Raw genomic sequence first — 25,597 nt, 5'->3', positions numbered from 1 at the left:
ACGGCCCGAACGCCCCGGGCACGTCTCGCCAGGCGATCCCACACCGGTACCGATAAATAATGCCCTCGACCATCGAGCGGGCATCCTGAAAGGGCCTGCCCCGCTTGCCTGTCCGAGTCGGAAGCAAATCTTCAATCAACGACCACTGAGCATCGGTGAGCAACTGAAACCGCGACATGACTCAAGCCTCGGGCACAACATCCAAAATCTTTGCCAGACACGCCCTAGTCGCGCCGCACGTCGATGAGGACCGGCGCGTGATCGCTGGCCACCTTGCCTTTGCGTTCGTCACGGACGATTTGCGCCCCGGTCACGCGGCGGGCCAAAGCCGGTGAGCCGAGGATGAAATCGATGCGCATGCCCTGTCCCTTCGGGAACCGCAACCGGGTGTAGTCCCAGTACGTGTACACCCCCGGGCCCGGCGTGAAAGGGCGCACCACATCGGTGAATTGCGCGTCGATGATGGCGGCGAACGCGCGGCGCTCCGGCTCGGAGACGTGCGTGGCGCCTGTGTAGAACTCCATACTCCACACGTCATCGTCCTGCGGGGCGATGTTCCAGTCGCCGGCCAGTGCGATCGCGGCGGTGGGATCCTCGCGCAACCAACCCGATACCGAATCACGCAGTGCGGCAAGCCATTCGAGTTTGTAGGTGTAGTGTGGGTCGCCCAGTGCGCGGCCGTTGGGAACGTAGAGGCTCCACATCCGCACGCCGCCGCACGTCGCCGCGAGGGCGCGGGCTTCGGCGGCCGCGGCGACTTCGGGCTTGCTGCTCCAGCTGGGTTGCCCGTCGAATCCGATCTGCACGTCGTCGAGACCGACGCGCGAGGCGATCGCCACGCCGTTCCATTGGTTGAAACCCACGTGGGCGACCTCGTAGCCGAGTTCGAAGAACGGCAGGGTGGGGAACTGGCCGTCGGAGCATTTGGTCTCCTGCATCGCCAGCACGTCGACCTCGGCGCGGGCCAGCCAGTCGATGACGCGGGGCAGCCGGGACCGAATTGAATTCACGTTCCAGGTGGCCAGCCGCAGCGGCGATCGCAAGCGCGGCGAAGCCGGGCGCGGCGGGTCGCCGCCATCAGCCATCGCGTCGGGCACGGCTAAACGCTATCCCAGAAGCCCGGGCGCACCGGGACGTAACGGCGGCGGTGGTGCAGCCGGAAACCCAGCGCCTCGTCAAGCGTCGCGGCACCGGTGTCGGGCACCCGCAGGTAGCCGCGTGTCGCACCGCGGTTCGCGCCCCATGCCAGCAACGCCTCGCACAGTTGCGCCGCGTGATCGTCCGCGCCGGTTGTGCAGCGCACGGCCGAGATGCCGACCCACCGCGCGCCATCGGGTGCCTCGGTCACCGCGGCACGCGCGGCGGCGCCGCCGCGATGCGTGCCGAACACGAGCTCGCCGCCGATGACGGCGGTGAGCACGTCGACCGGAATGTCGTCGTCGTGGATGCGCAGCCACCCGTCGTCGGGGCCCGGTGCCAACGTGATGGACGGATCGGCATCGGGGGCGCTCACCTCGAAAAGGTCGCGCACGACAAGCCGTTCCGTGCTTTCGCCGGTCAGCCCCGGCGGCGGCGTCAGAACCCGATCGGGCAGGGCCAGCCGCGGCGTCAGCCCGCGGCGTTCGTACCAGTCCACGATGGCCGGGACCGTGCCCACATGGGCGGAGATATCAAGTGGCACCGCGGAATTCGCGGCCAGGTCCACACCGCGGCCGGCGCGCAACAGCCAGCCTTCCAGCCAAACATGCTCCGCGCCCGGCCAGGCCGCGGCGGCGGCATGCTCGAGCGCGCGGATCTGGGAGGTGCGGATCGGGGTGTCGGTGAGCACCCGCAGCGCCACCGCGTCGGACGGGGCGAACTCGACGACCGCGCCGGTCTTCGTGCGCACCCGCACCATCGGGTCGACGGCCAGTAAGTGGCCCACCGCATCGGTCAACGGCGGCACCGAGCCGGCCGGGCGCCGGTAGCGCACCGTCACCCGGGTTCCCGGGTCGGGCCACGAGAACATCAGTGACCGAACGGGTCCGGCCCCTCCCCGGGCATCCAGGAGAGGCCGGGAACGCCCCAGTTGTGGGATTTCACGGCGCGTTTCGCGCTGCGCGCGTGCCGGCCGATGAGGCGGTCCAGATAGAGGAAGCCATCCAGGTGCCCGGTCTCGTGCTGCAGCATCCGCGCGAACAGGTCGTTGCCTTCGATGGAGATCGGCGTGCCGTCGGCGTCGAGTCCGGTGACGCGTGCCCACTTGGCGCGCCCGGTGGGGAACGACTCGCCGGGCACCGACAGGCACCCCTCGTCGTCGTTGTCCGGATCGGGCATGGTCTCGGGTATCTCGGAGGTCTCCAGGACCGGGTTGACGACGACGCCGCGCCGCCGGTCGGTGAGGCCCCGGTCGTCGGCGCAGTCGTAGACGAAGACCCGCAGGCCGACCCCGATCTGGTTGGCGGCCAACCCCACCCCGTGCGCGGCGTCCATGGTGTCGTACAGGTTGGTGATCAACTCGGCCAGATCCGCGGGCAGCGAACCGTCGGCAGCGACCGGCACCGGCTGCGTCGGGGTATGCAGGACGGGATCTCCCACGATGCGGATCGAAACGACTGCCATGGTCGGCTAAGCTACCGCACGCCCGTGGGCTGCTCAGCCGGCGATCGGCGTCTGGGCAATCTTGGGCAATCGGCCGACTCGCGGGTCTGGATCACGGCTTGAGGGTTTGGCCCGTGTTTCAATATTCGCCGAAACACGCCCTTAGCTAAGTCAAGTCATTCGAGCAGTTCGGAATTCGCCGAAAGGGTCCAGGGGAAGCGATATGGACAGCGCCATGGCGCGGGCAAATCGATCGGGGGACGACTCTGAAATCGCAGATGGGCTGACCCGCCGCGAGCACGACATCCTGGCCTTCGAGCGCCAGTGGTGGAAGTTCGCCGGTGTGAAGGAAGACGCCATCAAAGAGTTGTTCTCGATGTCGGCGACGCGGTACTACCAGGTGCTCAACGCGCTCGTTGATCGGCCCGAGGCGCTGGCCGCCGACCCGATGCTGGTGAAACGGCTGCGCAGGCTGCGCGCCAGCAGGCAGAAGGCGCGCGCGGCGCGGCGCCTCGGCTTCGAGGTGACCTGACTCGTTACAGTAGGGCTCGATGAAAGAACGAGTTCCCGACTCCACTGGGCTGCCCCTGCGGGCCATGGTGATGGTGCTGTTGTTCCTCGGCGTCATTTTCCTGCTGCTCGGTTGGCAGGCTCTGGGTTCGTCCGGGAGCTCTGACGACGATTCGGCATCGCCGGTGTCCAGCGCGAGCGCCAGCACCTCCGCGTCCGCGTCGCCGACCAACAAGCCCGCGAGCACGCAGGCCGAGGTGCAAATCTACAACATTTCCTCGAAAGAGGGTGTCGCCGCGCACACCAAGGACCAGCTGACCTCCGCCGGCTTCAAAGTCACCAAGGTCGACAACATGACCGTGCCCGACGTCTCGGCCACCACGGTCTACTACACCGACGCAGGCGACGAGCACGCTACCGCGGACGCGGTGGGCAAAAACCTGAGCGCGCCCGTCGAACCACGAATCCCCGCACTCAGCGGCGAGCCGCCGGGTGTCATCGTCCTCGTAGCGGGCTGATTCCGACCGCCCGACTCTCCGCCGCGCGCCGTTCCGGCTCGCATCGTCGTGGGGCTAGGTAGGCGATAGGCTGCTGGCTATGCCCAAGCTGCGCGCGTTGGTACTGGCCGGTAGTGTCGCGCTGTTAGGCGCTTGCTCGTCGCCCCAGCAGTCGTCGTCGGTTCCGGGCACCACCCCGGCGATCTGGACCGGATCGCCCTCACCGTCGGGCGCCACGGCCTCGGAACCCGGGCCCGCGGCGGCGCCGAGCGTCATCACGCATCTGAAGGCGCCGGATGGCACCCAGGTGGCCACCGCGACGTTCGAATTCAACAACGGCTATGCCACCGTCACCATCGAGACGACCGCCAACGGCGTGCTCGCGCCCGGCTTCCACGATGTGCACATCCATAAGGTCGGCAAGTGCGAGCCGAATTCGGTCGCCCCGACCGGCGGCGCGCCGGGCGACTTCCTGTCCGCCGGCGACCACTTCCAGGCGCCCGGGCACACCGGCGAGCCCGCAAGTGGGGACCTGCCGACCTTGCAGGTGCGCAAAGACGGCTCCGGAACGTTGATGACCACCACGGACGCCTTCGCCATGGAGGATCTGCTCACGGGGCAGAAGACCGCGATCATTATTCACGCCGGTGCGGCAAACTCCGCCGACGCCGCATCCGGGCGCAATGACCAGACCAACGGCACGCCGGGCCCGGGCGACATGACGATGAGCACCGGTGACGCCGGCAAGCGGGTGGCGTGCGGTGTCATCGGTGCAGGCTAAGCGGGCCGACGCCCGCATCGACTTCGCCCGTTCCCCGCGGCCGACCCTCGGGGTGGAATGGGAGTTCGCCCTCGTCGACGCCCACACCCGCGACCTGAGCAACGAAGCCACCGCCGTGATCGCCGAGATCGGCGAAAACCCGCGCGTACACAAGGAATTGCTGCGCAACACCGTCGAAGTGGTCAGCGGCATCTGCCGCTCGGCGGGCGAGGCGATGGAGGATCTGCGCCAGACCCTGGGGCCCGCGCGCCGCATCGTGCGGGATCGTGGCATGGAGCTGTTCTGCGCCGGCGCACACCCGTTCGCGCAATGGACCTCTCAGAAACTCACCGACGCACCGCGCTATGCCGAACTGATCAAGCGCACCCAGTGGTGGGGAAGGCAGATGCTGATTTGGGGCGTGCACGTGCACGTCGGCATTTCCTCGCCGAACAAGGTGATGCCGATCATGACGTCGCTGCTGAACTATTACCCGCACCTGCTGGCGCTGTCGGCGTCCTCGCCGTGGTGGGCGGGCGTGGACACCGGCTACGCGAGCAACCGGGCCATGATGTTCCAGCAGCTGCCCACCGCCGGGTTGCCGTTCCAATTCCAGACCTGGGCCGAGTTCGAACGCTTCGTCTACGACCAGAAGAAGACGGGCATCATCGACCATGTCGACGAAGTCCGTTGGGATATCAGGCCTTCACCGCACCTGGGCACGCTGGAAATGCGGATCTGCGACGGCGTGTCCAATCTGCGCGAGCTGGGCGCGCTGGTCGCGTTGACCCACTGCCTGGTGGTCGATCTGGACCGTCGACTGGAAGCCGACGAGTCGTTGCCGAGCATGCCGCCCTGGCACAACCAGGAGAACAAGTGGCGCGCCGCGCGCTACGGCCTGGACGCGGTGATCATCCTGGATGCCGACAGCAACGAGCGATTGGTCACCGAAGATCTCGACGAGGTGCTCAACCGGTTGGAGCCGGTGGCAAAAAAGCTGAACTGCGTCGACGAGTTGGCCGCGGTGGCCGACATACCCCGCCACGGCGCCTCCTACCAACGGCAGCGCCGGGTGGCCGAAGAACATGACGGCGACCTGCGCGCGGTCGTGGACGCGCTGGTGGCCGAACTGGAAATCTGATGACGGAATCCCTTGAACTGGCCATGTTTCCGCTGGAGTCGGTGCTGCTGCCCGACCAGGACCTGCCATTGCGGATCTTCGAGCCACGCTACGGCGCGCTAGTGCGCGACTGCACGGACACCGGCGACCCGTTCGGGGTGGTGCTGATTTCGCGCGGGCGTGAGGTCGGCGGCGGCGATGCGCGCTGCGACGTCGGCGTGCTGTCGCGGATCACCGACTGCGTCGACCACGGCGCCGGCCGCTATTCACTGAAATGCCGGACCGGGGAACGCATCCGGGTGACCGAATGGCTGCCCGACGACCCCTACCCGCGGGCGACGGTCACGCTGTGGCCCGACGAACCGGGCGACGCGGTGTCGGGCGCCCAGTTGCTCGACGTCGAAGACCGGGCTATGGCGCTGTTCGAGCGGATCGCGCAGGCGCGCGACATCAAGCTGCCGGACCGCGAGGTGATCCTGGGCCACGGCCCGGCCGGCCCTGCCGGTAAACGCTTGTTGGCGTTGGCATCTCGCATCCCGATCGGCACGGCGGACCGCTATTCGGTGCTGTCGGCGCCGACGGCAGCCGCCCGCCTCGCCGCGTTGCGCGAAGCCGTGGACGCGGTCGCCGAAGTGGTGGAGTTTCAGCTTTCCGATTGACCGGGCGGTTTCGCGGAAGGACGGTGCATGAAGGTTCAGCTTCAGCTCAGCGGTTCACCGGCGCAGGCGGCCGCAAGCGCCGCCGAGATGGTCGCGGCGGGCGCGGACGGATTGTTCACTTTCGAGGGCCAGCACGATGTCTTCTTCCCGCTGCTGATCGCCGCCGGCACGACCCGCCTGGACTTGATGACCAACGTGGCGATCGCCCCGCCGCGCAGCCCGGTACACATGGCGCACTCCGCCTACGATCTGCAGCTCTATAGCGGCGGCCGGTTCCGCCTCGGCCTCGGCTCGCAGATCAAGGCGCACATCGAAAAGCGTTATGGCAGTAAATGGGAACGGCCGGCGCCGCGGATGGCCGAGGCCATCGCCGCTATCAAGGCGATATTCGCCGCGTGGGAAGGCCAGGCCCGGTTGGACTTTCGCGGCGAGTTCTACACCCACACCATCATGGCGCCCAACTTCAACCCCGGGCCCAATCCGTTCGGGCCGCCCCCGGTGCTGCTGGGCGCGCTGGGCCCGGTGATGTCGCGCACCGCCGCCGAGGTCGCCGACGGCCTCTTGGTGATGCCGTTCAACAGCGCCCGCCACTTCGCCGACCGCACGTTTCCCGCGATCGCCGAGGGGCTGCGCCGCTCGGGGCGGTCGTTCGATGAGTTCCAGATCATCGCCCAGGCTATGGTCGCCGTCGGGCGTGACGAGGTCGACCTGGCGGCCGCGATCAACGGGGTGGCCTCCCTGATCGCGTTCTACGGCTCGACGCCGGCCTACCTGCCCGTGCTCGAGGTCGAGGGCTGGGCCGGCGTGCAGCCCGAACTCAACGCGCTGACCAAGCAGGGCCGCTTCGCCGACATGCGCCGGCTCATCACCGACGAGATGGTTGCGCGGATCGGGATCGTCGGCACGCCCGAGCAATGCGCAGAGCAGATCGCCGCGCGGTTCGGTGCGCACGCCGATGAGGTGTGCTGCTATTTCCCGGCCTACCAGCCGCGCCCCGCGGACGTCGCCGACATGATCGGCGCCCTGCATCGGGTGCCCGCGCTGCCATGAGCGAGGACCTGACGGTCGAAAGCGACTCGGGCGTGGCGGTCCTCACCCTCAACCGGCCCGACCATCTCAACGCCTACACCGCCGAGATGGGCGCCCTGCTCAGCCGCGCGTACCGCGAGTGTGGCGACGATGACGACGTGCGGGCCATCGTGGTCACCGGAGCGGGGCGCGGCCTTTTGCGTCGGGGCCGACTTCGGCGGCGGCGTAAGCCCTTTCGACGCGCCCGTCGACGCAGGCACGTTCTCGGCGTCGCCGATCACACCGGCCGCCTTCGAACTGCGCAAACCGGTGATCGCCGCCGTCAACGGCCACGCCATCGGCATCGGGCTGACCATCGCGCTGCAGGCCGACATCCGCATCGTCGCCGAAGAGGCGAAATGCGGTGTGGTACAGGTCCGCCGGGGCGTGCTGCCCGACTGCATGGCGCATTGGACACTGACCCAGTTGACCACTCTGGGCGTGGCCGCCGACATCTTGCTGACCGGGCGAACCTTCGGCGGCGCCGACGCCGCAGAGGGCGTCGCCGCGTTCCTCGGACACCGGGCGCCGGGGCTTCACCGCGCGGCTGTCTCGCGAGTGGACGCCGCTTCCCGAGCGGGCGGGCTGGTATGAACCCTTCCAACCCCAACCACCACCAAACAACAAATAGCTCGCTTTAGCGGGGCTGGGTCAAACACGTTGAGGCAACGAAGGTTTCGTTATCGTTATCTGCGACGACCCGGTCCGGCCCCGGCGGGCGCTGCGCGCCATCAGCCGCGGCGCGACGACCCGGTGCAGAGGGCAGATCAGCGCCCAGACCGCGCGGGCGGCGACCCGGTGGCGGTAGTGCAGGCGGGTGGTCAGGACGGCGCGCCGACCGTCCTGGCGGCGCAGCGTGAGTTCGCCGCGCATGAGTGGCCCGCGTGCGGCCAGCACCAGTTCGTCGGGGTCCGAGCGCACGATCGGCCAGCCGATGAGATGACCGGCGGACCGCGGCGGACCCAGCCGCAGCCTCAACACGTTGCGATGGATCCACAACACCAGCTTTCCGCCCGCGCCCGGTGTGTCGCCGAGCCCGTCGCGGAACGACTGTTCGGCGGTGCGCGCGTCGCCGGCGGCAATGGGGACCTCGAAGACGTCCACGTAATCGGCGGCGCCCTCGCCGGTCTGCGCCCGCTCGTCGAGCACCGCTGCCGCAACACGTTTCAGTGTCCTCCGCACGACAATGCGGTGCCCGCCGGTGCCGATCACCAGCGCCCGGTACGCCTTGCCGCGGAGACCGGGGAAGTCGGCCCACGTCGCCGCCCGCAGCCGGGTGCGCGCGGGGGCCTCGAGCGCGTCGAGCTCGAACACCCACCGGTAGACGGCGAACCAGTGGCGGCCCTTGAGCGCGAACCGCGCCGGCTGCCGGGCCTCGTCCAGGGCGAAGCCGACCGGCACGGTCGACGGGTCATGCGGGTCGCGGCACATCACTCGCAGCAGCGCCGACCACGTGTCTTCGCGGTTCGCGTCGATGGTTATGGCATGCTCATCAATGTAGGGTAATCGTTCCATATAGAAGGAATGTACTAGATCATGGCGCCTCCGCGGAAGCATGAAACCGATGTGATTCTCGACGCAGCCCGAACGCTGGTGCTCGACGGCGGACCGCGCGCCGCCAGCGTGGCGGCGATCGCGAAAGCCAGTGGCGCACCGGCGGGCACGCTGTATCACCGGTTCGGCAACCGCGACGGCATCCTGACGGCGGCGTGGCTGCGCGCGCTGCAACGCTTCCAGGAGCGCGCGCTGGCGGCCGACGGCGAAACGCCGACGGACACCGCCGTCGCGATGGCCGTCGCCGCCGTCGGTTTCGCGCGCGCCCTGCCCCAGGACGCCCGGCTGCTGCTGACGATCCGGCCCGGTGACCTGCTCGACGACGAGCCCGACACGGCGTTCCGGCAGACACTCGCCGAAATGAACGCGCCGCTGACCCAACGCGTCGCGGCGTTGGCGCGAGAACTCTATGGGAACTCCAGGCCGCGATCGGTGGACGCCGTCGCGCGGGCGGTCGCCGACCTGCCCTACGCCGTGGTGCGCCGCCACGCACACGACGACCCGATGCCGACCTGGCTGGAAAAGGACGTCGCGGCGTCGGCCCTGGCCGTGCTACGGAGCTTTGGCGAACGCCCGTAACGACTCGACCTGCGTGGGATCCAAAGAGGGGCGGACGTTTTCGCGGGCCACCGCGAGGTCGGCGGCCGTCACGTCGGTGGCGTCGATGGATCGGCGCATCGCGCTCAGTGCGGCCTCCCGCAGCAGCGCCACGCAGTCGGCGGCGCTGTAGCCGTCGAGTCCGGCCGCCACCTCGTCGAGATCGACGTCGGCACCCAGCGGAATGGATTTGCCCGCGGTGCGCAGGATTTCTCGGCGGGCCGCGGCATCGGGCGGATCGACGAAAACCAGCCGCTCCAGCCGGCCCGGGCGCAGCAGCGCGGGGTCGATGAGATCGGGCCGGTTGGTGGCCCCCAGCACCACGACGTCGCGCAGCGGGTCGACGCCGTCGAGTTCGGTCAGCAGCGCGGCCACCACGCGATCGGTGACGCCCGAGTCGAAGCTCTGCCCGCGCCGCGGCGCCAGCGCGTCCACCTCGTCGAGGAACACCAGCGAGGGCGCCGAATCACGGGCGCGCCGAAACAGTTCGCGCACCGCCTTTTCCGAGCTGCCCACCCACTTGTCCATCAGCTCGGAGCCCTTCACGGCGTGCACGGACAGCTGGCCGGTGCTGGCCAGCGCCCGCACGATGAAGGTCTTGCCGCAGCCGGGCGGCCCGTACAGCAGCACGCCGCGCGGCGGCTGCACACCCAACCGGGCGAAGGTGTCGGGATGCTGCAACGGCCACAATACGGCCTCGGTCAGGGCCTGCCTGGCCTCGGCCATGTCGCCGACGTCGTCGAGGGTGATGTCGCCGACGCTGACCTCCTCGCTGGCCGAGCGGGACAGCGGCCGGATCACGGTCAGCGCACCGGCCAGGTCCTCCTGTTTCAGCTCCGGCGGCCGGCCGTCGGAGCTGGCCCGCGACGCCGCCCGAAGCGCCGCCTCGCGCACCAGCGCAGCCAGGTCGGCGACGACGAAACCCGGTGTCCGAGCGGCTATCTCGTCGAGGTCGAGGTCACCGGTGGGCACGTTGCGCAGCAGCGACTCCAGCAGCGCCTTGCGGGTGCCGGTGTCGGGAAGCGGCAGGCCCAGCTCCCGGTCACACAGATCGGGGGCACGCAGCCGGGCGTCGAGCTGGTCGGGCCGCGCGGAGGTGGCGATCAGGGCGACGCCCTCGCTGGCCACCGCGGTACGCAGCTCGCCGAGGATCAGCGAGGCGACCGGCTCGGCGGTGGCCGGCAGCAGGGCATCGACGTCGGTGATCAGCAGCACACCGCCTCCGTCGCGGACCGTGTGCACCGCCGACGCCACCGCCTTGAGCCGGTCCTCGACGGCCAGCGCGCCGACCTCCGGGCCGTCGAGAGTGACCAGCCTGCGGTCGCCGCAGACCGCGCGCACCAGGGTCACCTTGCCCACGCCGGCCGGGCCCGACACCAGCACGCCGAGATTGGCGCCGGCGCCCAGTGTCTTGAGCAGATGCGGTTCGTCGAGCGCGAGCTTGAGCCACTCGACCAGCTTGGCGGCCTGGGGCTGGGTGCCCTTGAGTTCCTCGACGACCATCTCCGGTCTGGCGACTTCGACCGATATCCGCGACGAGGTGCCGGCGCCCGACGGGACACCGGCGCCCCAGCTGACCAGCGAGTTGGGTTGCACGCTGACCGGACCGTCGGGGTCGACGCCGGTGACCGTCAGCAGTTCCGAGGTCCAGCTGATGCCCACCGCGGCGGCCAGTGCGCGGGTGGCTTCTGACGTCGAGGTGCCCGGGCCCAGGTCGCGGGGCAGCAGCGATACGGCGTCGCCCACGGTGATCACCTTGCCCAGCAAGGCTTGTCGCAGCGTGACCGGCGTGATCGACTGGGTGGCCAGCGTCGAGCCGGCCAGCGTCACCGACCGCGCGCCGTAGACGGTGACCGCGCCGACGACCACCGGGGTCCCCTCGCGCAGACCCGCGTTGGACAGCGTCACGTCGTCGAGCAGCACGGTGCCGACCGGGGTGTCGGGTCCGGCCAGGCCGGCCACCGCCGCGGTGGTTCGCGACCCGATCAGCGATACCGCGTCCCATTCCCGGATGCCCAGTGCCGCAATGGCATTCGGATGCAACCGGATGACACCGCGGCGGGAGTCCACGGCGGAGGTGTTCAGCCGGGCGGTCAAGGTGAGTTGACGGGCCGGGCCCGCGTCGTCGCCGGAGCGACTCACGGCAAGCGCCTGCCCGGCTTGCGCAGGCCCAGCCGCGCCACCGACCGGCGGCTGGGTTGCGCCCGGCGGATCGCGCGCCGCGCGGCGCGGCGCTGCTTGGGTGCGTCGTCCCACGCCTCGGGGTGCGCCGCCAGCCAGCGCGAGTTGCGGATGGCGAACGGCACGTGGCACAGGTAGGCGACGATGATCACCCAGATCAAGACGTAGGGCGCCAGCACCGCCGCCGCCGCGCAGATCGCCAAGATCGCCAGCAGGGGCGCGGCCCAGTTCGGCGGCACCGCGACCGCATGCATCTTGCGCATCGGGATCTTGCTGACCATCAAAATCGACGTCCCGGTGATCCAGATGCACAAAAACAGCGGCGACGTCCACCAGCCGTCACCGAACTGCAGCTTGAGCCCGATCAGGCCGATCATCGAGATCGCGCCGGCCGGCGCGGGCATGCCGACGAAGAACTCGTGCGCGTAGGACGGCTGACTGCCGTCGTCCTGCAAGGCGTTGAACCGTGCCAGCCGCAACACCACGCACACGGCGTAGAGCAGGATCACCACCCAGCCGGCCGGTGAATTCGTCAGCAGCGTCACATAGAGCACGATGGCCGGGGTCACGCCGAAATTCACCGCGTCGGCCAGCGAATCGATCTCCTCGCCCATCCGCGACTGGGCGTCCAGGATGCGGGCCACCCGCCCGTCGAGCCCGTCCAGGATCGCGGCCGCGGCGATCAGCGCCATCGCGGCCTTGGGCTGGTGCTCGAGGGCGAACCGGATCGACGTCAACCCCGCACAGACCGAGAGCACCGTCATCGCGCTCGGCAGGATCTGCAGGTTGACCGCCGGCCGTCCGCGCGGCTTGCTGATCATGGCAGCTCGGCCAGCACGGTCTCGCCGGCGATCGCGCGCTGGCCGACCTTCACCAACGGTTCCGAGCCGGCCGGCAGGTAGGTGTCCAGCCTGGACCCGAACCGGATCAGGCCGTAGGTGTCACCGATCGACAGCTTGTCCCCGACGTGCGCGTCGCAGATGATGCGCCGGGCCAGCAGCCCGGCGACCTGCACCGCGACGACATCCGCGCCGCTGGGTGTGCGGATCCGCAGGCTGGTGCGTTCGTTCTCGGTGCTCGCCGCGGCCAGGTCGGCCGAGCCGAAGCGGCCCGGCCGGTGCTGCACGGCGACCACCTCGCCGCTGACCGGCGCGCGCTGCACGTGGGCGTCCAGCAGCGACAGGAAAATGCTGATCCGCGGCAGCGGCGCGTCGCCCATGCTCAACTCGGCGGGCGGTGCGGCGAAGTCGATCACGCAGATCTCGCCGTCGGCGGGTGCGACGATCGCGCCGGGCCGGGCCGGTGGCACCCGCGGGGGGTGACGGAAGAATCCCGCGCCGGCGCCGGCGGCCAGCAGGGCCGCGCGTCGCACCCACCGGTGCCTGCGGCCGACCACGGCCAGCGCCAGCGCGGCGCCGATGAACGGTCGCCCGGCCGGATGCACGGGTGGGATAGTGGAGCGCACCAATTCCAGTGCGTGCTGCGGGCTGAAGCCCGGGTCTTGAGCGGAGGGGCCGACGGTGCGGGGGCGGCGTGCCACGCGGCCATCTTACGGAGCCCGCATCTGGTTCGTAGCCGCCCGCAGGGGGAACGTCCACCTTCAACATGCAATCGCACAGCGCCGATCGACCGGCAATACGGGCGCGCCGGGCGAAAGTCGCGGTCGCCGCCGTCTTCATCGCACACGGGGCGGTGTTCTCGTCTTGGGCCGCCCACATCCCGCACGTCAAGGCCGAACTCGGCCTTTCCGACGCGGCGCTGGGAATGGCGCTGTTCGGGGCGCCGCTGGGATCGGTAGTGGCCACGGTGCTCAGCCACTGGGCGCTGCCCCGCTGGGGTAGCCACCGGCTGATTCCAATCACGGTGGCCGGTTATGCGGCGGCCGGAATGACGGTGGGCCTGGCCCGATCCGGGGCCTCGCTGTTCGCGGCGCTGGCGCTGTGGGGGCTGTTCCAGGGTGCGCTGGACGTCGCGATGAACACTCAGGCCGGCACGGTCGAGCGGCTCGCCCGGGCTCCGATCATGGCGCGCTTCCACGGCATGTGGAGCGTCGGGGCGCTGGCGGGGGCGGTGATCGGCGCGGTGTGCGTCAGCGCCGGTGTCGGGCTGACCGCCCAGCTGACGGTGCTCGGGCTGGTGGTCCTGATCGTGGTGGAAACCCTGACCCGGCGCCTGATCCCCGACGCGGCGGAAAGCGCGGCGCCGTCGGGCGAAGTCGAAGGCGACCGGGTCTGGATGACGCCGGCGGTGGCGATTCTGGCGGCCGTGTCGTTCGCCTCGTTTCTGTGCGAGGGCGCGGCCACCGACTGGTCGGCCAACTATCTGCGCAACGTCGTCGGCGCCGGCCCGACCCTCGCCGCGGTGAGCTACGCCGGCTACGCGTGCGCGATGGTCATCACCCGGTTCGGCGCGCCGCGACTGCACGCGCGGGTGCCCAGCCGCCGGCTGCTGCCGGCGCTGGCGATGGTGGCCGTCGTCGGCACGAGCGTGACGCTGGCGACCGCCAACGCGTGGATCGGCGTGGTCGGTTTCGCGGCGTTGGGTGCCGGGGTGGCGCTACTGGTGCCCACCGCCTTCAGCGCGGCCTACGGCGCCAGTGGCGCCGGATCCGCGATCGCCATCGTGGCCGCGACGGGATGGCTGGGCTACCTGCTCGGGCCGCCGCTGATCGGGCATTTGTCCGGCCGGGTCGGGCTGTCGGCGGCGCTGGCCATCATCCCGGTGATGCTGGCGATCGTCGGCATCGCCATCCGCTGCACCCCGGCGTTCGACAGGGCCGACGAGTTCCTTCGCGACGTGGCCACGCCTGCCGGCTAGTGAACCCCTAGCGCAGATCCCAGACCTGCAGCCGGGTTCCCTCGGGTACCTCGACGACGTTCTCGGGGATGTCGAGCAGGCCGTTCGCCGACGCCAGCCACCGCAGGTGATGCGACGCGGGCGGCCCGTAGCTGGTGACCGTGCTCGCGTCGTCGTTGAGCACCGCGCGGCGGAATTGGCGCTTGCCGCGCGGCGAGGTCAGCGATTCGGCGAGGATCGCGGTGCGATGCGGACGATCCGGGTCCGGCAGGCCCATGGCCCTGCGCAACGCGGGACGGATGAACACCTCGAAGGACACCAGCGCGCTGACCGGGTTGCCGGGCAGCGTGACGATCGTCGCCCCGCCCACCCGTCCCACGCCTTGCGGCATGCCCGGCTGCATGGCGACCTTGACGAATTCCACGCCCTGGTCGCCCTCGCGCCCGAAGGCGTCCTTGACCACCTCGTAGGCGCCGGCGCTGACGCCGCCGCTGGTGATGATCAGGTCGGTTTCACCCGCGTATCGGTCGATGATCGAACTGAATTGGGCCACTTCGTCTTCCGCGGTCGCGACGGCGACCACCTCGGCGCCCGCGTCCCGGACGGCGCCGGCCAGCATGATCGAGTTGGACTCGTAGATCTGGCCGGGCAGCAGCGCGGTGCCCGGCGTCACCAACTCCGATCCGGTCGAGATCACCAGCACCCGCTGGCGCGGAATCACCTGCAACTCGGCGATTCCCAGCGCCGCCGCCAGGCCGAGCACCGCCGGCGTCACGACCTGACCCCGGCGCAGGACGGTGGTGCCGGGGGAGACGTCCTCGCCCGCGCGCCGGATGTGCTTGCCCGCCTCGCGGTGCGCGCGGATCGACACGACCTCCACACCGCCGTCGGTGTCCTCCACCGGGACGACGGCGGTCGCCCCGGCCGGCAGCGGCGCCCCCGTCATGATCCGGTGGGCAGTGCCGCGCTGCAGCGTCAGTTCGTCGGTGCGCCCGGCCGGAATGTCTTCGGCGACGGGCAGGACCACCGGGTGTTCGGGCGTGGCCGTCGAGGTGTCTTCGGCGTGCACCGCGTAGCCGTCCATCGCGGAGTTGTCGAAGACCGGCAAGGCCAGCTGCGCCACCACGTCCTCGGCCAGGACCAGGCCTTGGGCCTCGGTGAGCGCGACCGCCGCCGGCACCCGGGCCCGAATCAACTCGGTGACAACCCGCTGATGTTCGGCGACTGAGCGCATCGGAGCCATTATCCGCGTCAGACCGGGAAGCTGACGCCGGTGAGTTCTTCGGAGACGGTCCAAAGCCGGCGCTGCAGCTCCTCGTCGTGGGACCGGGCACTGGACTCGACCAGCTTGGGCCGGCCCCGCTGCTCGAGGAATCCCGACGGACCGTAGTACTGCCCGCCCTGAACGGTCGGATCGGTGGCGGCGCGCAGCGTCGGCAACGCGCCCATGGCCGGGCTCTGGAACAGCACCGGCCCCAGCACGGCCTGCACCGGCCGCAAGACGCCCGGCAGGTTGCGGGCCAGCTCGGTGTTGGTGCCGCCGGGGTGCGCGGCGACGGCGATGGTCTTCGCGTCGGCCTGGGCCGCCAGCCGTCGCTGCAGCTCGTAGGTGAACAGCAGGTTGGCCAGCTTAGACTGCCCGTAGGCGGCGACGCGGTCGTAGCGGCGTTCCCACTGCAGGTCGTCGAAGCGGATGTCGGCGCGGATCCGGTGGCCGACGCTGCTGACCGTCACCACCCGCGAATCCCGCACCACCAGCAGACGGTCGAGCAGCAGCCCGGTCAGCGCGAAGTGGCCCAGATGGTTGGTGCCGAACTGCAATTCGAAACCGTCCCGGGTGACCTGCTTGGGCGTCCACATCACGCCCGCGTTGTTGATCAGCAGGTCGATGCGCGGGTAGGCCGCGCGCAGCGCGTCGGCGGCCGACCGGATCGCGTCCAGCGAGGACAGATCCAGCTGTTGCAGCGTGACATCCGCGCGCGGGCTGGCGGCGACGATGCGCGACAGCGCCGCGTTGCCCTTCTCGAGGTTGCGCACCGCGAGCACGACGTGGGCGCCGCGGTAGGCCAGCACGGCGGCCGCCTCATACCCAATGCCGGTGTTGGCGCCGGTGACCACGACGACGCGGCCGCTCTGATCCGGGACGTCGCCCTCCGACCAGTTGCGGTTCTCTTTGTCGTTGGATGCCATGGCCCAAAACATACTCATCGGCAGTCGACGGCGTCGGGTTGGGCGACGACCTCACGACCGTTCCGGCCGTGGTGGGCCTCCGGCGAAAAACCGTTGCCCAGACAGCGATTTCCTTCGACCACGGGACCGCCTCGCAAACGATCGGCCTGGCGCGCTATGTCGACGGCGACTTGACGGGTGCGACGTAGCGGCGGCCTGGCGTGCGTGGTACGCGGGGCCGCCGAGTCATCGCGGGCGGTGCGAGCGACAGGCGCGCCCGGGCGCGGTCGCGCAATCCTCGCCCGCCGCGTTGGTAGCCGATCACCCGGGCGCCGTGTTCCCGCACGGCGGCCGGCGCGGGTGGACGCGGCCGAAAGCCCGTTGTGCTCCGGGGTTTTGGGCGTTTGATCCGCAGGCTGATCATCACCGGGGCGCTCATCGAGTAATCGATCCGTTGCCGCATCCAGGCCGCGGCCCGGTTCGACGGCTTCCCTGTTGGCACGGCCACACCCTACGCCCCATCTTCTCGTGGTCGGCGTCGAGTCCAGAAACGTTACGGCGGAACAAAATGCGCGTTAACGCAAGGGTTTACTGCACCCAGAAATTATCGTGGCGAATGAACCATTCGCGACGCTCGTCGTCGGTCATATCCGCCAGGGCCGCAAAGCCTTCGAAGTAGGCCTCGCGGGGCGCGCCGGGCGCGAACAGCATCAGAATCGATGCCGGTTCGTCCGCCTCGTTGCGAAAACCGTGGACGCCCCCGGGTGGCACATACAGGAAGTCGCCCTGGTGGCCGTCCGCCCACTGCGTGCCGTCGAAGAGCTTCATCGTCCCGGACAGCACGAAGAAGGCCTCGGACATGGCGCGGTGAAAATGCGCCGGGGGGCCGCCGCCGGCCGGGGCGATGTCGACCCGGTAAAGCCCGTAATCACCGGCGGTCTCCCGTTGGTTGGCCAGGTAGTGGTATTTGACACCGGAGGTCTCGTAGTCCGGTTGCCGATCGGCCCGCTTGAGCCAGGCGCTGATTTCCGGTTCGTCTTCGATGTAGCGGGCTGGCGGATAGGGCGGCACGACGAGGGACATGGTTCCAGTGTGCGCATAGCATCGCCGGTGTGAAGGGATCGAGCGCGGAAGATGTTCGGGTGCAACGGCTGCTGGAGGCCGAAGCCAAAGCCGGTCAGCTGTTCGACGAGATCGAGCGCCGGGCCATGATCCGTCCCGGGCTGGCCGAAAAGGAACTTTCCGACCAGATCCATGACCTCGCCGGGGAGATGTTCGGGGTCACCCGGCACTGGCACAGGCGGATCGTGCGCGCGGGGGAGAACACGCTGCAGCCGTTCCAGGAACGTCCGCCCGACCGGGTGATCGCCGCCGACGACATCGTCTTCCTCGACCTGGGGCCTATCTTCGAGGAGTGGGAGGCCGATTTCGGGCGGACGTTCGTGCTCGGCGACGACCCGCACAAGGCGGCCCTTCGTGATGCGCTGCCACGGGTGTGGCAGGCCGGCCGCGATCACTTCGCCAGCCATGCCCAGATCACCGGCGCCGAATTGTTCGACTACGTGGTCAGGGTGGCCGCCGCCGAGGGCTTCGAGTGGGGCAGCCACATCGCTGGCCATCTGATCGGCGAGTTCCCGCACAAGAAGATCGCCGGACCCGGCGTCGAGTGGATCATCATGCCCGGGTCGAACAAGCCGATGCGCCGTACCGATCCGCGCGGGCGCATCTGCCACTGGATCCTCGAGATTCACCTCGTCGACCGCCCGCGCGGGTTCGGCGGCTTCTACGAGCAGCTGCTCGATCTGGGCTAGTGCCGATCGCGAGCGCGGCGCGTGCGCCGGGCGCGGCGGGTCGGCACCATCGGGCTAGTGCCGATCGCGAGCGCGGCGCGTGCGCCGGGCGCGGCGGGTCGGCACCATCGGGCTAGTCGAGGGGATAGGTCACCCCGGTGAGCTCCTCGGACACCGCCCACAGCCGTCGTTGCCGGTCGACGTCGTGCGACTTGGCGCTGGAGGTCACGATCTTGGGGTGGCCGCGCTGCTCGCCGAAGCCGTCGGGGCCGTAGTACTGCCCGCCCAGCACGCCGGGGTCGGTCGCGGCGCGCAGGGTCGGCAGGGCGCCCATGTCCGTTCCCTGGAACAGCGGTTCGACCAGCGGGAGCAGCAGCGCGGCCCACCCGGGCAGGTTGCGGGTCAGCTCCGAGCGCGACCCACCGGGGTGGGCGGCCACGGCGATCGTGGTCCCGTGCGGGGCGAGCCGGCGCTGCAGCTCGTAGGTGAACAGCAGGTTGGCCAGCTTGGACTGCCCGTAGGCGGCGACCCGGTTGTAGCCGTGTTCCCACTGCAGGTCGTCGAAGTGGATGTCGGCGCGGATCCGGTGGCCGACGCTGCTGACCGTCACGACCCGCGACCCGGCGACGGGCAGCAGCCGGTCCAGCAGCAGCCCGGTGAAGGCGAAGTGGCCCAGGTGGTTGGTGCCGAATTGCAGCTCGAAGCCGTCCTGGGTGGTGGACTTCGGCGTCCACATCACGCCCGCGTTGTTGATCAGCAGGTCGATGCGGTCGTGCGCGGCGCGCAACTGATCGGCCGCCGCCCGCACCGACTGAAGCGACGTCAGGTCGAGCTCCTGCAGTGCGACGTCGGCATGTGGGCTCTGGGCGGTGATGCGGGCGGCCGCGTCCTTGCCCTTGTCCAGGTTGCGCACCGCCAGCACCACGTGGGCGCCGCGGTCGGCCAGCGCGAGGGCGGTCTCGTAGCCCAGCCCGGTGTTGGCCCCGGTGATGACGGCAACCCGTCCGGTCTGGTGGTCGGGAATGTCCGTGGTGGTCCACTTGGCCATGAGAGACTCCTTGAGCTTGTAAAGTAAACGGGGCGAGCGCTCCGGTTGGATCCGACTATACGGAACGCACGCCCCGTTTTGTCAACCGTTGGGGGTGAACAGATGGCACAGCCCGAACGCCGGTTGCGCGCCGACGCGGCGCGCAATCGCGCCCGCGTGCTGGAAGTCGCCTACGACACCTTCGCGGCCGAGGGCCTCGCGGTGCCCATCGACGAGATCGCGCGGCGGGCCGGCGTCGGGGCCGGCACCGTCTATCGGCACTTCCCGACCAAGGAAGCGCTGTTCCAGGCGGTCATCGAGGACCGGATGCAACGGCTGGTCGACGACGGGCGCGCCCTGCTGGGATCCGAGGGCTCCGGTGAAGCGCTGTTCACCTTCCTGCGCTCGATGGTGTTGCAGTGGGGCGCGACGGACCGCGGGCTGGCCGACGCGCTCGCCGGGCTCGGCATCGACATCGCCACCGCCGCGCCCGACGCCGAGGATGCCTTCCTGGCCATGCTCGACGAGCTGCTCCGGGCCGCGCAGCGGGCCGGCACCGCGCGCCAGGACATCGGGGTGCGCGAAGTGAAGGCGATCCTGGTCGGGTGTCAGGCGATGGAGGCCTACAACTCGGCGTTGGCCGAGCGGGTTACCGACGTCGTCGTCGACGGTTTACGCGCTGGGCGATAGCGCTGAACACTTCTTGCACTCGGCATAGGCGAGTGCTAAGAATGACGTTGGCACTCGCGACCAGTGAGTGCTAGGTCGGGACGGTGAGGCCAGGGCCGCGACAAGCGGAAGACACCTAGCCGTCCGTCGCGGGCACTGCACCCGGCCAGAACGTGTCATCCCCAATCCGGAGGAATCACTTCGCAATGGCCAAGACAATTGCGTACGACGAGGAGGCCCGTCGCGGCCTCGAGCGGGGGCTGAACGCCCTCGCCGACGCGGTAAAGGTGACGTTGGGTCCCAAGGGCCGCAACGTCGTCCTGGAGAAGAAGTGGGGCGCCCCCACGATCACCAACGATGGTGTGTCCATCGCCAAGGAGATCGAGCTGGAGGACCCCTACGAGAAGATCGGCGCCGAGCTGGTCAAGGAAGTCGCCAAGAAGACCGACGACGTTGCCGGTGACGGCACGACGACGGCGACGGTGCTGGCCCAGGCGTTGGTCCGCGAGGGCCTGCGCAACGTCGCGGCCGGCGCCAACCCGCTGGGTCTGAAGCGCGGCATCGAGAAGGCCGTCGAGAAGGTCACCGAGACGCTGCTCAAGTCGGCTAAAGAGGTCGAGACCAAGGACCAGATCGCTGCCACGGCGGCCATCTCCGCGGGCGACCAGTCGATCGGCGACCTGATCGCCGAGGCGATGGACAAAGTCGGCAACGAGGGCGTCATCACCGTCGAGGAGTCCAACACCTTCGGCCTGCAGCTCGAGCTCACCGAGGGTATGCGGTTCGACAAGGGTTATATCTCGGGCTACTTCGTGACCGACGCCGAGCGTCAGGAAGCCGTCCTCGAGGACCCCTTCATCCTGCTGGTCAGCTCCAAGGTTTCGACCGTCAAGGACCTGCTGCCCCTGCTGGAGAAGGTCATCCAGGCCGGCAAGCCGCTGCTGATCATCGCCGAGGACGTCGAGGGCGAGGCGCTTTCCACCCTGGTCGTCAACAAGATCCGCGGCACTTTCAAGTCGGTGGCCGTCAAGGCTCCCGGCTTCGGTGACCGCCGCAAGGCGATGCTGCAGGACATGGCCATCCTCACCGGTGGTCAGGTCATCAGCGAAGAGGTCGGCCTGTCGCTGGAGAGCGCCGACATCGCCCTGCTGGGTAAGGCCCGCAAGGTCGTCGTCACCAAGGACGAGACCACCATCGTCGAGGGCGCGGGTGACTCCGACGCCATCGCCGGCCGGGTCGCCCAGATCCGCAGCGAGATCGAGAACAGCGACTCCGACTACGACCGCGAGAAGCTGCAGGAGCGCCTGGCCAAGCTGGCCGGCGGTGTTGCGGTGATCAAGGCCGGAGCCGCGACCGAGGTCGAGCTCAAGGAGCGCAAGCACCGCATCGAGGACGCGGTCCGCAACGCCAAGGCCGCCGTCGAAGAGGGCATCGTCGCCGGTGGTGGCGTGGCCCTGCTGCACGCGACCCCGTCGCTGGATGAACTCAAGCTCGAAGGCGACGAGGCGACCGGCGCGAACATCGTCCGCGTGGCGCTCGAGGCTCCGCTGAAGCAGATCGCCTTCAACGGTGGTCTGGAGCCCGGCGTCGTGGCCGAGAAGGTCCGCAACTCGCCCGCCGGCACCGGCCTGAACGCCGCGACCGGTGAGTACGAGGACCTGCTCAAGGCCGGCGTCGCCGACCCGGTGAAGGTGACCCGTTCGGCGCTGCAGAACGCGGCGTCCATCGCGGGCCTGTTCCTCACCACCGAGGCCGTCGTCGCCGACAAGCCGGAGAAGGCGGCCGCACCCGCGGGCGACCCGACCGGTGGCATGGGCGGCATGGACTTCTAAGTCCGACGACGATGCGCGCTGCGTAGCAGCGCGAGGAGGAATCGGACGATCAGTTCAAGTCCGACTCACGCACGGAAAAGCCCGGCTCCCACGGGGCCGGGCTTTTTCGTGTCTGCGGGATGTGCGCCGAGCGTGGGGGATAGGTATCTCCACAGCTCGAATTTCGTCCACGGGGCCCACACTCGGCGCACACATCAATGGGTCTAGCCCGGCGAACATGCCTGCATGGGGCCATTTCTCGGTAGCGAAGCGCTCAAGCAGGGCGCGGTCACTCGCCGCCAATTGCGCACCCAGTATCGGGCGGTGTTCCGCAACGTGTACATCGCTCGGAATGTGGAGCTCACGGCTGTCGTCAAAGCGCGCGCGGCATGGCTGTCGACGGGCGCCACACTGGCCGGCCTATCGGCCGCCGCGGTGCTCGGCACGAGATGGCTTGATCCAGCCGCGCCCGGGGAGATCGTCCGCGCTGATCGGCACAATCAGCGCGGTCTGGTTGTGCATACCTACGACCTCGCGGACGACGAGGTTCGGATGGCTTGGGGAATGCGCGTGACAAGCGCGGCCCGAACCGCCTTCGATATCGGCCGTGCGCTGCCGGTTGTCACGGCCGTGCCGATCCTCGACGCATTGCTGAATGCCACCGGCGTCTGCCCCGCCGACGTCGTTGCGGTGGCCGACCGGCATCCGGGTGCGCGCGCTGTTCGGCGGCTGCGCGCCGCGCTGGAGTTGGTCGACGGTGGTGCCGAATCGCCACAGGAGACGAGGGTGCGGTTGTTACTGGTACGCGCCGGGCTTCCGAAGCCCGAAACGCAGATTGAACTACGGCATCTGCATATCCGAATGGACATGGGATGGCGTGAATGGAAGGTCGCAGTCGAGTACGACGGAATCCAGCACTGGGAGGACCGATATCAGCGGTCGTGGGATATCGAGCGAATCGCCCTGCTGGAAGCGGCCGGCTGGTCCGTGATCAGAGTCAGCGCCGAGATGCTGTCGCGCCCGGACGCGCTCGTCAAGCGCGTCAAAGCGAAGCTCGCCGAGCGTGGGGCCTTTGGACGAAAAGAAGGCGGTTCCGGTACATAGGGCCCACGCTCGGCGACCTAGTGTGAACGCGTGGCCCTTCCAACTCCCGCACCCACCAGCACCGCCGTCGTCACCGGCGCATCGTCGGGCATCGGTGCCGACATCGCGCGCGAATTGGCCGACCGCGGGCACGGCGTGACACTGGTGGCCCGCCGGGAGGACCGGCTGCGCGAGTTGGCCGACGAACTCGCCGGCCGGGTGCGGGTCGAGGTGATCGCTTGCGACGTCGCCGATTCCGCCGCCCGCGCCGGCCTTCTCGACGAGGTCGGCCGCCGCGGCCTGACCGTCGACATCCTGGTCAACAACGCCGGCATCGGCACCATGGGGTCGGTCACCAAAACGCCGGTCGACGCCGAGATCGCCCAGGTGCGGATCAACGTCGAGGCCGTCATCGACCTGACCACCCGCGCGGTCCAGCAGATGGTGCCGCGCGGCCGCGGTGCGATCCTCAACATCGGCTCCACCGCGGGTTACCAACCCTTTCCGGGGCAGGTCGGCTACGCGGCCACCAAGGCGTTCGTCAACAACTACACCCAGGGACTGCGCGGTGAAATCGCCGGCACCGGCGTCACCGTCGCGCTGCTGTGCCCTGGCCCGGTGCGCACCGAGTTCGTGAAGAGCGCCGGCATGGACGAGCGAGACTTCGCCGATGCGTTCCCGAAGTTCATGTGGAAGCCGTCGCGTGAGGTGGCGCGCGCCGGAGTCGACGCGCTCGACCACGACCGCGCAACGGTGATCCCCGGATTGCCGAGCCAGATCAGCACCCGCCTGTTTCAATTCATGCCGCGGCGGGTGTTGTTGCCGCTATTGAAGAATCAGCATCCCAGCCTGCGCAGGGACCGCTCAGCGCGCTGACCCGGGCCAGGGCCGCATCCAGCCCTCCACCGGCAACGCGAGCGCGTTGCACAGCGTGCAGATCGTGCGGTACCAGCCGATGGCCGTGAGCAATTCGATGCGCTGCTCGTCGTTGAGCTCGCGGCCCAGCGCGGTCCACGTCGCCTCCGACCACGAGCCGGTGCGCTCGAGTTCGTCCACCGCCTCGATCAGCGTCCGCTCCGCGCTGCTCCACCGCGGGTCGTCCGGCCCGCCGGTGACCAGCGCGTCGCACTCGTCGTCGCTGACACCCGCGATCGGGCCCCAGAAGGCCGCCTGTCCGCCCCACTCGTATGCGCAGCCGACGAGCGCGCAGATCCGCAAGATGGCGATGGTCCGCGTGCGGCCCGGCAAAAGCGCTGCGACATAAAGGGATTCGCCGAGCTTACGCAGCCGGGAGGCCAGTGTCGGATGGCGCTGCAGGCAACGCACCAAAAGCAGCGGCTCATAGGTGCGGTCGGGGTGACCCCAGCTGTTGATGCCAGTGGCATCTTCTTCGCTCCACGGCGGAGCGAGCGGTGCGACGCGGCTCACGGATGAGACTGTACGGGCTTGTGAGATCGCGTGCCGACCCGCTTCGCCCGGCTTCGTCGCCCTCGCGATCGGCTTGTGAGATCGCGTGCCGACCCGCTTCGCCCGGCTTCGCCGCCCTCGCGATCGGCACTACGCCGGCAGCGAGAACACCACGCAGTCGTGCAGGCAGCCCTTGGCCGCGTCGGGGGAGTCGGCGTCGCGGTGCAGCAGCGCGCGGGTGGGTGCCACGGCCAGCCGCGCGGTTTCGCCCCCCGCGTCGCTCACCTCGGCGCTGCCGTCGACGATCAGCGAGTAGCCGCCCGGCTCGGCGGGTGGCCACAACAGGGTCACGTCGGCGCGCCGGGCCAGGTTGTTGCGCGTTCGGCCGCCGATTAGTCCTACGTCGAGAGTGGCGTCACGCAGCCGCGGCTCGACCGTCACGGTGTGCACGCGGTATTCGTCGTCGACCGTGATCAAGTACGCGTACGGGTAATCGACCAGCGCGTCGGCCAGCGCCTTGAGGTCGACCTTCTTCTTGGTGCGCATGACTAAGGATAGGCGCGGGCCTTCGCGCTACTGCGGCGCCGACGGCCGCAGGAACCCGGCGATGCGCGAGGTGTAGCCGCGGGCGACGGCGCCGGAGCCGGCCTGGCGGGTGACGGCGGTGCTGGTGTTGGAGAACCCGAGGTTCTGCAGCACCTCATTCCAGGGCGGCAACTTGGCCACGGCCGCCGATGCGTCGGCGTGATAGCCGAACATCGCCGCGACGTCCGCGGCCCACATCTGCTCGTAGGCGGCCTCGATGTCGGCGATGGCCGCGGTGCTCTGACCCAGGTGGTTGTTGGCCGCCAATGCGCGCACCAGGGCGCGGTTGGCCGCCACGACGGCCGGCTGCACGGTGGCCGCCAGCGCCACCTCGAACGCGGTCGCGATGGCCGACGCCTGGTGTGACACCTCTTCGGCCTGAGCGGCCGCGGCGCTGAGCCAGCTCACGTATTGGCTGGCGACCGACATCATGGCCGTCGACGACGCGCCCTGCCACGACCCGCTGGCGAGATCCGACGTCACCGAAGAAAATGACGATGCCGACGATGCCAACTCCCCGGCCAGCCCGTCCCACGCCGCCGCGGCAGCAAGCAGCGGCCCGGGACCAGGACCGGAGAAAATTAGTGCCGAGTTGACTTCTGGCGGCAACCACGCAAAATGCGGGTTCGTCACGGACCCAACTTAACTGGTATATGCCACTTTTGGTGGCGTTATCGCGAGGGTGCGGGGATGGGCTGGCGCCCGCGGACCAACTTGCCGGGGCGGGCTTGGGT

Annotated in this window: 29 protein-coding genes and 1 pseudogene; 14 read left to right on the top strand and 16 right to left on the bottom strand. The window is 69.4% G+C overall.

Annotated elements, in window-relative coordinates; translation table 11 throughout:
- The 4 genes from BST14_RS31750 to BST14_RS22020 all read right to left on the bottom strand — a co-directional run.
- On the bottom strand, positions 1-178 hold a 178-nt coding region (locus BST14_RS31750; protein ID WP_142279208.1), incomplete at its 3' end, for a transposase.
- A 46-nt stretch (positions 179-224) separates the two neighbouring features.
- The gene (locus BST14_RS22030; protein WP_083066488.1) at positions 225-1,031 is read right to left on the bottom strand and encodes an exodeoxyribonuclease III; all 807 of its coding nucleotides are present in this window, start codon (positions 1,029-1,031) and stop codon (positions 225-227) included.
- Between the two features lie 68 nt (positions 1,032-1,099).
- Complete coding sequence (locus BST14_RS22025) at positions 1,100-2,008, bottom strand: N-acetylglutamate synthase, CG3035 family (protein ID WP_083066487.1); 909 nt, start codon at positions 2,006-2,008, stop codon at positions 1,100-1,102.
- The gene (locus BST14_RS22020) at positions 2,008-2,601 is read right to left on the bottom strand and encodes a peptide deformylase (protein ID WP_083066486.1); all 594 of its coding nucleotides are present in this window, start codon (positions 2,599-2,601) and stop codon (positions 2,008-2,010) included. The genes BST14_RS22025 and BST14_RS22020 overlap by 1 nt, the downstream gene beginning before the upstream one ends.
- 202 nt (positions 2,602-2,803) lie before the next feature.
- Between BST14_RS22020 and napA the strand changes: the two genes are divergently transcribed.
- The 7 genes and pseudogenes from napA to BST14_RS21985 all read left to right on the top strand — a co-directional run bounded on the left by napA (position 2,804) and on the right by BST14_RS21985 (position 7,825).
- Complete coding sequence (napA, locus tag BST14_RS22015) at positions 2,804-3,112, top strand: nucleoid-associated protein NapA (RefSeq protein ID WP_007768412.1); 309 nt, start codon at positions 2,804-2,806, stop codon at positions 3,110-3,112.
- 19 nt (positions 3,113-3,131) lie between these two features.
- Positions 3,132-3,608 (top strand): LytR C-terminal domain-containing protein, encoded by a 477-nt coding sequence (locus tag BST14_RS22010; RefSeq protein ID WP_083066485.1) that lies wholly within the window; start codon positions 3,132-3,134, stop codon positions 3,606-3,608.
- A 79-nt stretch (positions 3,609-3,687) separates the two neighbouring features.
- Positions 3,688-4,368, top strand: a complete 681-nt coding sequence (gene sodC / locus BST14_RS22005) for a superoxide dismutase[Cu-Zn] (RefSeq protein WP_083066484.1) — start codon at positions 3,688-3,690, stop codon at positions 4,366-4,368.
- Entirely contained in the window at positions 4,349-5,488 is a 1,140-nt protein-coding gene (locus tag BST14_RS22000; protein WP_438502197.1) for a glutamate--cysteine ligase, read from the top strand. The genes sodC and BST14_RS22000 overlap by 20 nt, the downstream gene beginning before the upstream one ends.
- The gene (locus BST14_RS21995; RefSeq protein WP_083066482.1) at positions 5,488-6,126 is read left to right on the top strand and encodes an LON peptidase substrate-binding domain-containing protein; all 639 of its coding nucleotides are present in this window, start codon (positions 5,488-5,490) and stop codon (positions 6,124-6,126) included. The genes BST14_RS22000 and BST14_RS21995 overlap by 1 nt, the downstream gene beginning before the upstream one ends.
- Positions 6,127-6,153: 27 nt before the next feature.
- Positions 6,154-7,176 (top strand): TIGR03617 family F420-dependent LLM class oxidoreductase, encoded by a 1,023-nt coding sequence (locus tag BST14_RS21990; RefSeq protein ID WP_083066481.1) that lies wholly within the window; start codon positions 6,154-6,156, stop codon positions 7,174-7,176.
- Positions 7,173-7,825: pseudogene (locus tag BST14_RS21985) on the top strand (enoyl-CoA hydratase/isomerase family protein). Before BST14_RS21990 ends, BST14_RS21985 begins: the two are co-directional and overlap by 4 nt.
- Positions 7,826-7,845: 20 nt before the next feature.
- Here BST14_RS21985 and BST14_RS21980 read toward each other — a convergent pair.
- On the bottom strand, positions 7,846-8,709 hold the full coding sequence (locus BST14_RS21980) for a DUF2867 domain-containing protein (RefSeq protein WP_083066480.1): 864 nt from the start codon (positions 8,707-8,709) through the stop codon (positions 7,846-7,848).
- Positions 8,710-8,730: 21 nt separating this feature from the next.
- On the opposite strand from BST14_RS21980, the gene BST14_RS21975 reads away from it, so the two are divergent.
- Positions 8,731-9,327 carry a TetR/AcrR family transcriptional regulator gene (locus BST14_RS21975; RefSeq protein WP_083066479.1) on the top strand — a complete coding sequence of 199 codons (597 nt, stop codon included), beginning with the start codon at positions 8,731-8,733 and terminating at the stop codon, positions 9,325-9,327.
- Here the strand turns inward: BST14_RS21975 and BST14_RS21970 are convergent.
- From BST14_RS21970 to BST14_RS21960, 3 genes are read right to left on the bottom strand one after another with little or no spacing between them, the layout of a single operon-like run.
- On the bottom strand, positions 9,301-11,487 hold the full coding sequence (locus BST14_RS21970; RefSeq protein WP_083066478.1) for an AAA family ATPase: 2,187 nt from the start codon (positions 11,485-11,487) through the stop codon (positions 9,301-9,303). The two genes, BST14_RS21975 and BST14_RS21970, sit on opposite strands and share 27 nt — an antisense overlap.
- The gene (gene pssA, locus BST14_RS21965) at positions 11,484-12,347 is read right to left on the bottom strand and encodes a CDP-diacylglycerol--serine O-phosphatidyltransferase (RefSeq protein WP_083066477.1); all 864 of its coding nucleotides are present in this window, start codon (positions 12,345-12,347) and stop codon (positions 11,484-11,486) included. Before pssA ends, BST14_RS21970 begins: the two co-directional genes overlap by 4 nt.
- Positions 12,344-13,066 (bottom strand): phosphatidylserine decarboxylase, encoded by a 723-nt coding sequence (locus tag BST14_RS21960; protein ID WP_083066476.1) that lies wholly within the window; start codon positions 13,064-13,066, stop codon positions 12,344-12,346. The genes pssA and BST14_RS21960 overlap by 4 nt, the downstream gene beginning before the upstream one ends.
- Before the next feature lie 65 nt (positions 13,067-13,131).
- Here BST14_RS21960 and BST14_RS21955 point away from each other — a divergent pair, with 65 nt between their 5' ends.
- Entirely contained in the window at positions 13,132-14,343 is a 1,212-nt protein-coding gene (locus BST14_RS21955) for an MFS transporter (protein WP_083066475.1), read from the top strand.
- A gap of 7 nt (positions 14,344-14,350) precedes the next feature.
- Here BST14_RS21955 and moeA read toward each other — a convergent pair whose 3' ends face one another.
- The 4 genes from moeA to BST14_RS21940 all read right to left on the bottom strand — a co-directional run bounded on the left by moeA (position 14,351) and on the right by BST14_RS21940 (position 17,574).
- Positions 14,351-15,556 carry a molybdopterin molybdotransferase MoeA gene (gene moeA / locus BST14_RS21950; RefSeq protein ID WP_083066474.1) on the bottom strand — a complete coding sequence of 402 codons (1,206 nt, stop codon included), beginning with the start codon at positions 15,554-15,556 and terminating at the stop codon, positions 14,351-14,353.
- A 17-nt stretch (positions 15,557-15,573) separates the two neighbouring features.
- Positions 15,574-16,512 carry an SDR family NAD(P)-dependent oxidoreductase gene (locus BST14_RS21945; RefSeq protein WP_083066473.1) on the bottom strand — a complete coding sequence of 313 codons (939 nt, stop codon included), beginning with the start codon at positions 16,510-16,512 and terminating at the stop codon, positions 15,574-15,576.
- A gap of 154 nt (positions 16,513-16,666) precedes the next feature.
- On the bottom strand, positions 16,667-16,993 hold the full coding sequence (locus BST14_RS29720; RefSeq protein ID WP_142279536.1) for a hypothetical protein: 327 nt from the start codon (positions 16,991-16,993) through the stop codon (positions 16,667-16,669).
- Between the two features lie 86 nt (positions 16,994-17,079).
- Positions 17,080-17,574 carry a cupin domain-containing protein gene (locus tag BST14_RS21940; RefSeq protein WP_083066472.1) on the bottom strand — a complete coding sequence of 165 codons (495 nt, stop codon included), beginning with the start codon at positions 17,572-17,574 and terminating at the stop codon, positions 17,080-17,082.
- A 29-nt stretch (positions 17,575-17,603) separates the two neighbouring features.
- Here BST14_RS21940 and BST14_RS21935 point away from each other — a divergent pair, with 29 nt between their 5' ends.
- Positions 17,604-18,302 carry a M24 family metallopeptidase gene (locus BST14_RS21935; RefSeq protein WP_083066471.1) on the top strand — a complete coding sequence of 233 codons (699 nt, stop codon included), beginning with the start codon at positions 17,604-17,606 and terminating at the stop codon, positions 18,300-18,302.
- A 112-nt stretch (positions 18,303-18,414) separates the two neighbouring features.
- Here the strand turns inward: BST14_RS21935 and BST14_RS21930 are convergent, their stop codons facing one another.
- Positions 18,415-19,329, bottom strand: a complete 915-nt coding sequence (locus BST14_RS21930; RefSeq protein ID WP_083066470.1) for an SDR family NAD(P)-dependent oxidoreductase — start codon at positions 19,327-19,329, stop codon at positions 18,415-18,417.
- Positions 19,330-19,431: 102 nt separating this feature from the next.
- Between BST14_RS21930 and BST14_RS21925 the strand changes: the two genes are divergently transcribed.
- The 4 genes from BST14_RS21925 to BST14_RS21910 all read left to right on the top strand — a co-directional run bounded on the left by BST14_RS21925 (position 19,432) and on the right by BST14_RS21910 (position 23,747).
- Positions 19,432-19,998, top strand: coding sequence for a TetR/AcrR family transcriptional regulator (locus BST14_RS21925; RefSeq protein ID WP_083066469.1), 567 nt, complete (start codon positions 19,432-19,434; stop codon positions 19,996-19,998).
- A gap of 185 nt (positions 19,999-20,183) precedes the next feature.
- Positions 20,184-21,809, top strand: a complete 1,626-nt coding sequence (gene groL / locus BST14_RS21920) for a chaperonin GroEL (RefSeq protein ID WP_083066468.1) — start codon at positions 20,184-20,186, stop codon at positions 21,807-21,809.
- Positions 21,810-22,034: 225 nt separating this feature from the next.
- A complete protein-coding gene (locus BST14_RS21915; protein WP_083066467.1) occupies positions 22,035-22,892 on the top strand; it encodes an endonuclease domain-containing protein in 858 nt (285 codons plus the stop codon).
- A gap of 30 nt (positions 22,893-22,922) precedes the next feature.
- Positions 22,923-23,747: an SDR family NAD(P)-dependent oxidoreductase gene (locus BST14_RS21910; RefSeq protein ID WP_083066466.1), complete on the top strand. Its 825-nt coding sequence runs from the start codon at positions 22,923-22,925 to the stop codon at positions 23,745-23,747.
- Here BST14_RS21910 and BST14_RS21905 read toward each other — a convergent pair.
- From BST14_RS21905 to BST14_RS21895, 3 genes are all read right to left on the bottom strand, one after another.
- Positions 23,736-24,299 carry a carboxymuconolactone decarboxylase family protein gene (locus tag BST14_RS21905; RefSeq protein WP_083066465.1) on the bottom strand — a complete coding sequence of 188 codons (564 nt, stop codon included), beginning with the start codon at positions 24,297-24,299 and terminating at the stop codon, positions 23,736-23,738. The two genes, BST14_RS21910 and BST14_RS21905, sit on opposite strands and share 12 nt — an antisense overlap.
- Before the next feature lie 129 nt (positions 24,300-24,428).
- Positions 24,429-24,824, bottom strand: coding sequence for a hypothetical protein (locus BST14_RS21900; protein ID WP_083066464.1), 396 nt, complete (start codon positions 24,822-24,824; stop codon positions 24,429-24,431).
- Positions 24,825-24,851: 27 nt separating this feature from the next.
- Positions 24,852-25,496: a PPE family protein gene (locus BST14_RS21895; protein WP_083066463.1), complete on the bottom strand. Its 645-nt coding sequence runs from the start codon at positions 25,494-25,496 to the stop codon at positions 24,852-24,854.
- Positions 25,497-25,597: the final 101 nt, after the last annotated feature.

Source organism: Mycobacterium arosiense ATCC BAA-1401 = DSM 45069, assembly GCF_002086125.1.
GTDB lineage: Bacteria > Actinomycetota > Actinomycetes > Mycobacteriales > Mycobacteriaceae > Mycobacterium > Mycobacterium arosiense.
The sequence above is the reverse complement of the archived record's forward strand: the minus strand, read 5'-3'. Positions and strand labels throughout refer to the sequence as shown.

Coding starts and splice junctions, on each gene's coding strand:
- BST14_RS22025 (WP_083066487.1), bottom strand. CDS start 2,008: ATGTTCTCGTGGCCCGACCCGGGAACCCGGGTGACGGTGCGCTACCGG.
- BST14_RS22020 (WP_083066486.1), bottom strand. CDS start 2,601: ATGGCAGTCGTTTCGATCCGCATCGTGGGAGATCCCGTCCTGCATACC.
- napA (WP_007768412.1), top strand. CDS start 2,804: ATGGACAGCGCCATGGCGCGGGCAAATCGATCGGGGGACGACTCTGAA.
- BST14_RS22010 (WP_083066485.1), top strand. CDS start 3,132: ATGAAAGAACGAGTTCCCGACTCCACTGGGCTGCCCCTGCGGGCCATG.
- sodC (WP_083066484.1), top strand. CDS start 3,688: ATGCCCAAGCTGCGCGCGTTGGTACTGGCCGGTAGTGTCGCGCTGTTA.
- BST14_RS21995 (WP_083066482.1), top strand. CDS start 5,488: ATGACGGAATCCCTTGAACTGGCCATGTTTCCGCTGGAGTCGGTGCTG.
- BST14_RS21990 (WP_083066481.1), top strand. CDS start 6,154: ATGAAGGTTCAGCTTCAGCTCAGCGGTTCACCGGCGCAGGCGGCCGCA.
- BST14_RS21980 (WP_083066480.1), bottom strand. CDS start 8,709: ATGGAACGATTACCCTACATTGATGAGCATGCCATAACCATCGACGCG.
- BST14_RS21975 (WP_083066479.1), top strand. CDS start 8,731: ATGGCGCCTCCGCGGAAGCATGAAACCGATGTGATTCTCGACGCAGCC.
- pssA (WP_083066477.1), bottom strand. CDS start 12,347: ATGATCAGCAAGCCGCGCGGACGGCCGGCGGTCAACCTGCAGATCCTG.
- BST14_RS21955 (WP_083066475.1), top strand. CDS start 13,132: ATGCAATCGCACAGCGCCGATCGACCGGCAATACGGGCGCGCCGGGCG.
- moeA (WP_083066474.1), bottom strand. CDS start 15,556: ATGCGCTCAGTCGCCGAACATCAGCGGGTTGTCACCGAGTTGATTCGG.
- BST14_RS21945 (WP_083066473.1), bottom strand. CDS start 16,512: ATGGCATCCAACGACAAAGAGAACCGCAACTGGTCGGAGGGCGACGTC.
- BST14_RS21940 (WP_083066472.1), bottom strand. CDS start 17,574: ATGTCCCTCGTCGTGCCGCCCTATCCGCCAGCCCGCTACATCGAAGAC.
- BST14_RS21930 (WP_083066470.1), bottom strand. CDS start 19,329: ATGGCCAAGTGGACCACCACGGACATTCCCGACCACCAGACCGGACGG.
- BST14_RS21925 (WP_083066469.1), top strand. CDS start 19,432: ATGGCACAGCCCGAACGCCGGTTGCGCGCCGACGCGGCGCGCAATCGC.
- groL (WP_083066468.1), top strand. CDS start 20,184: ATGGCCAAGACAATTGCGTACGACGAGGAGGCCCGTCGCGGCCTCGAG.
- BST14_RS21915 (WP_083066467.1), top strand. CDS start 22,035: ATGGGGCCATTTCTCGGTAGCGAAGCGCTCAAGCAGGGCGCGGTCACT.
- BST14_RS21900 (WP_083066464.1), bottom strand. CDS start 24,824: ATGCGCACCAAGAAGAAGGTCGACCTCAAGGCGCTGGCCGACGCGCTG.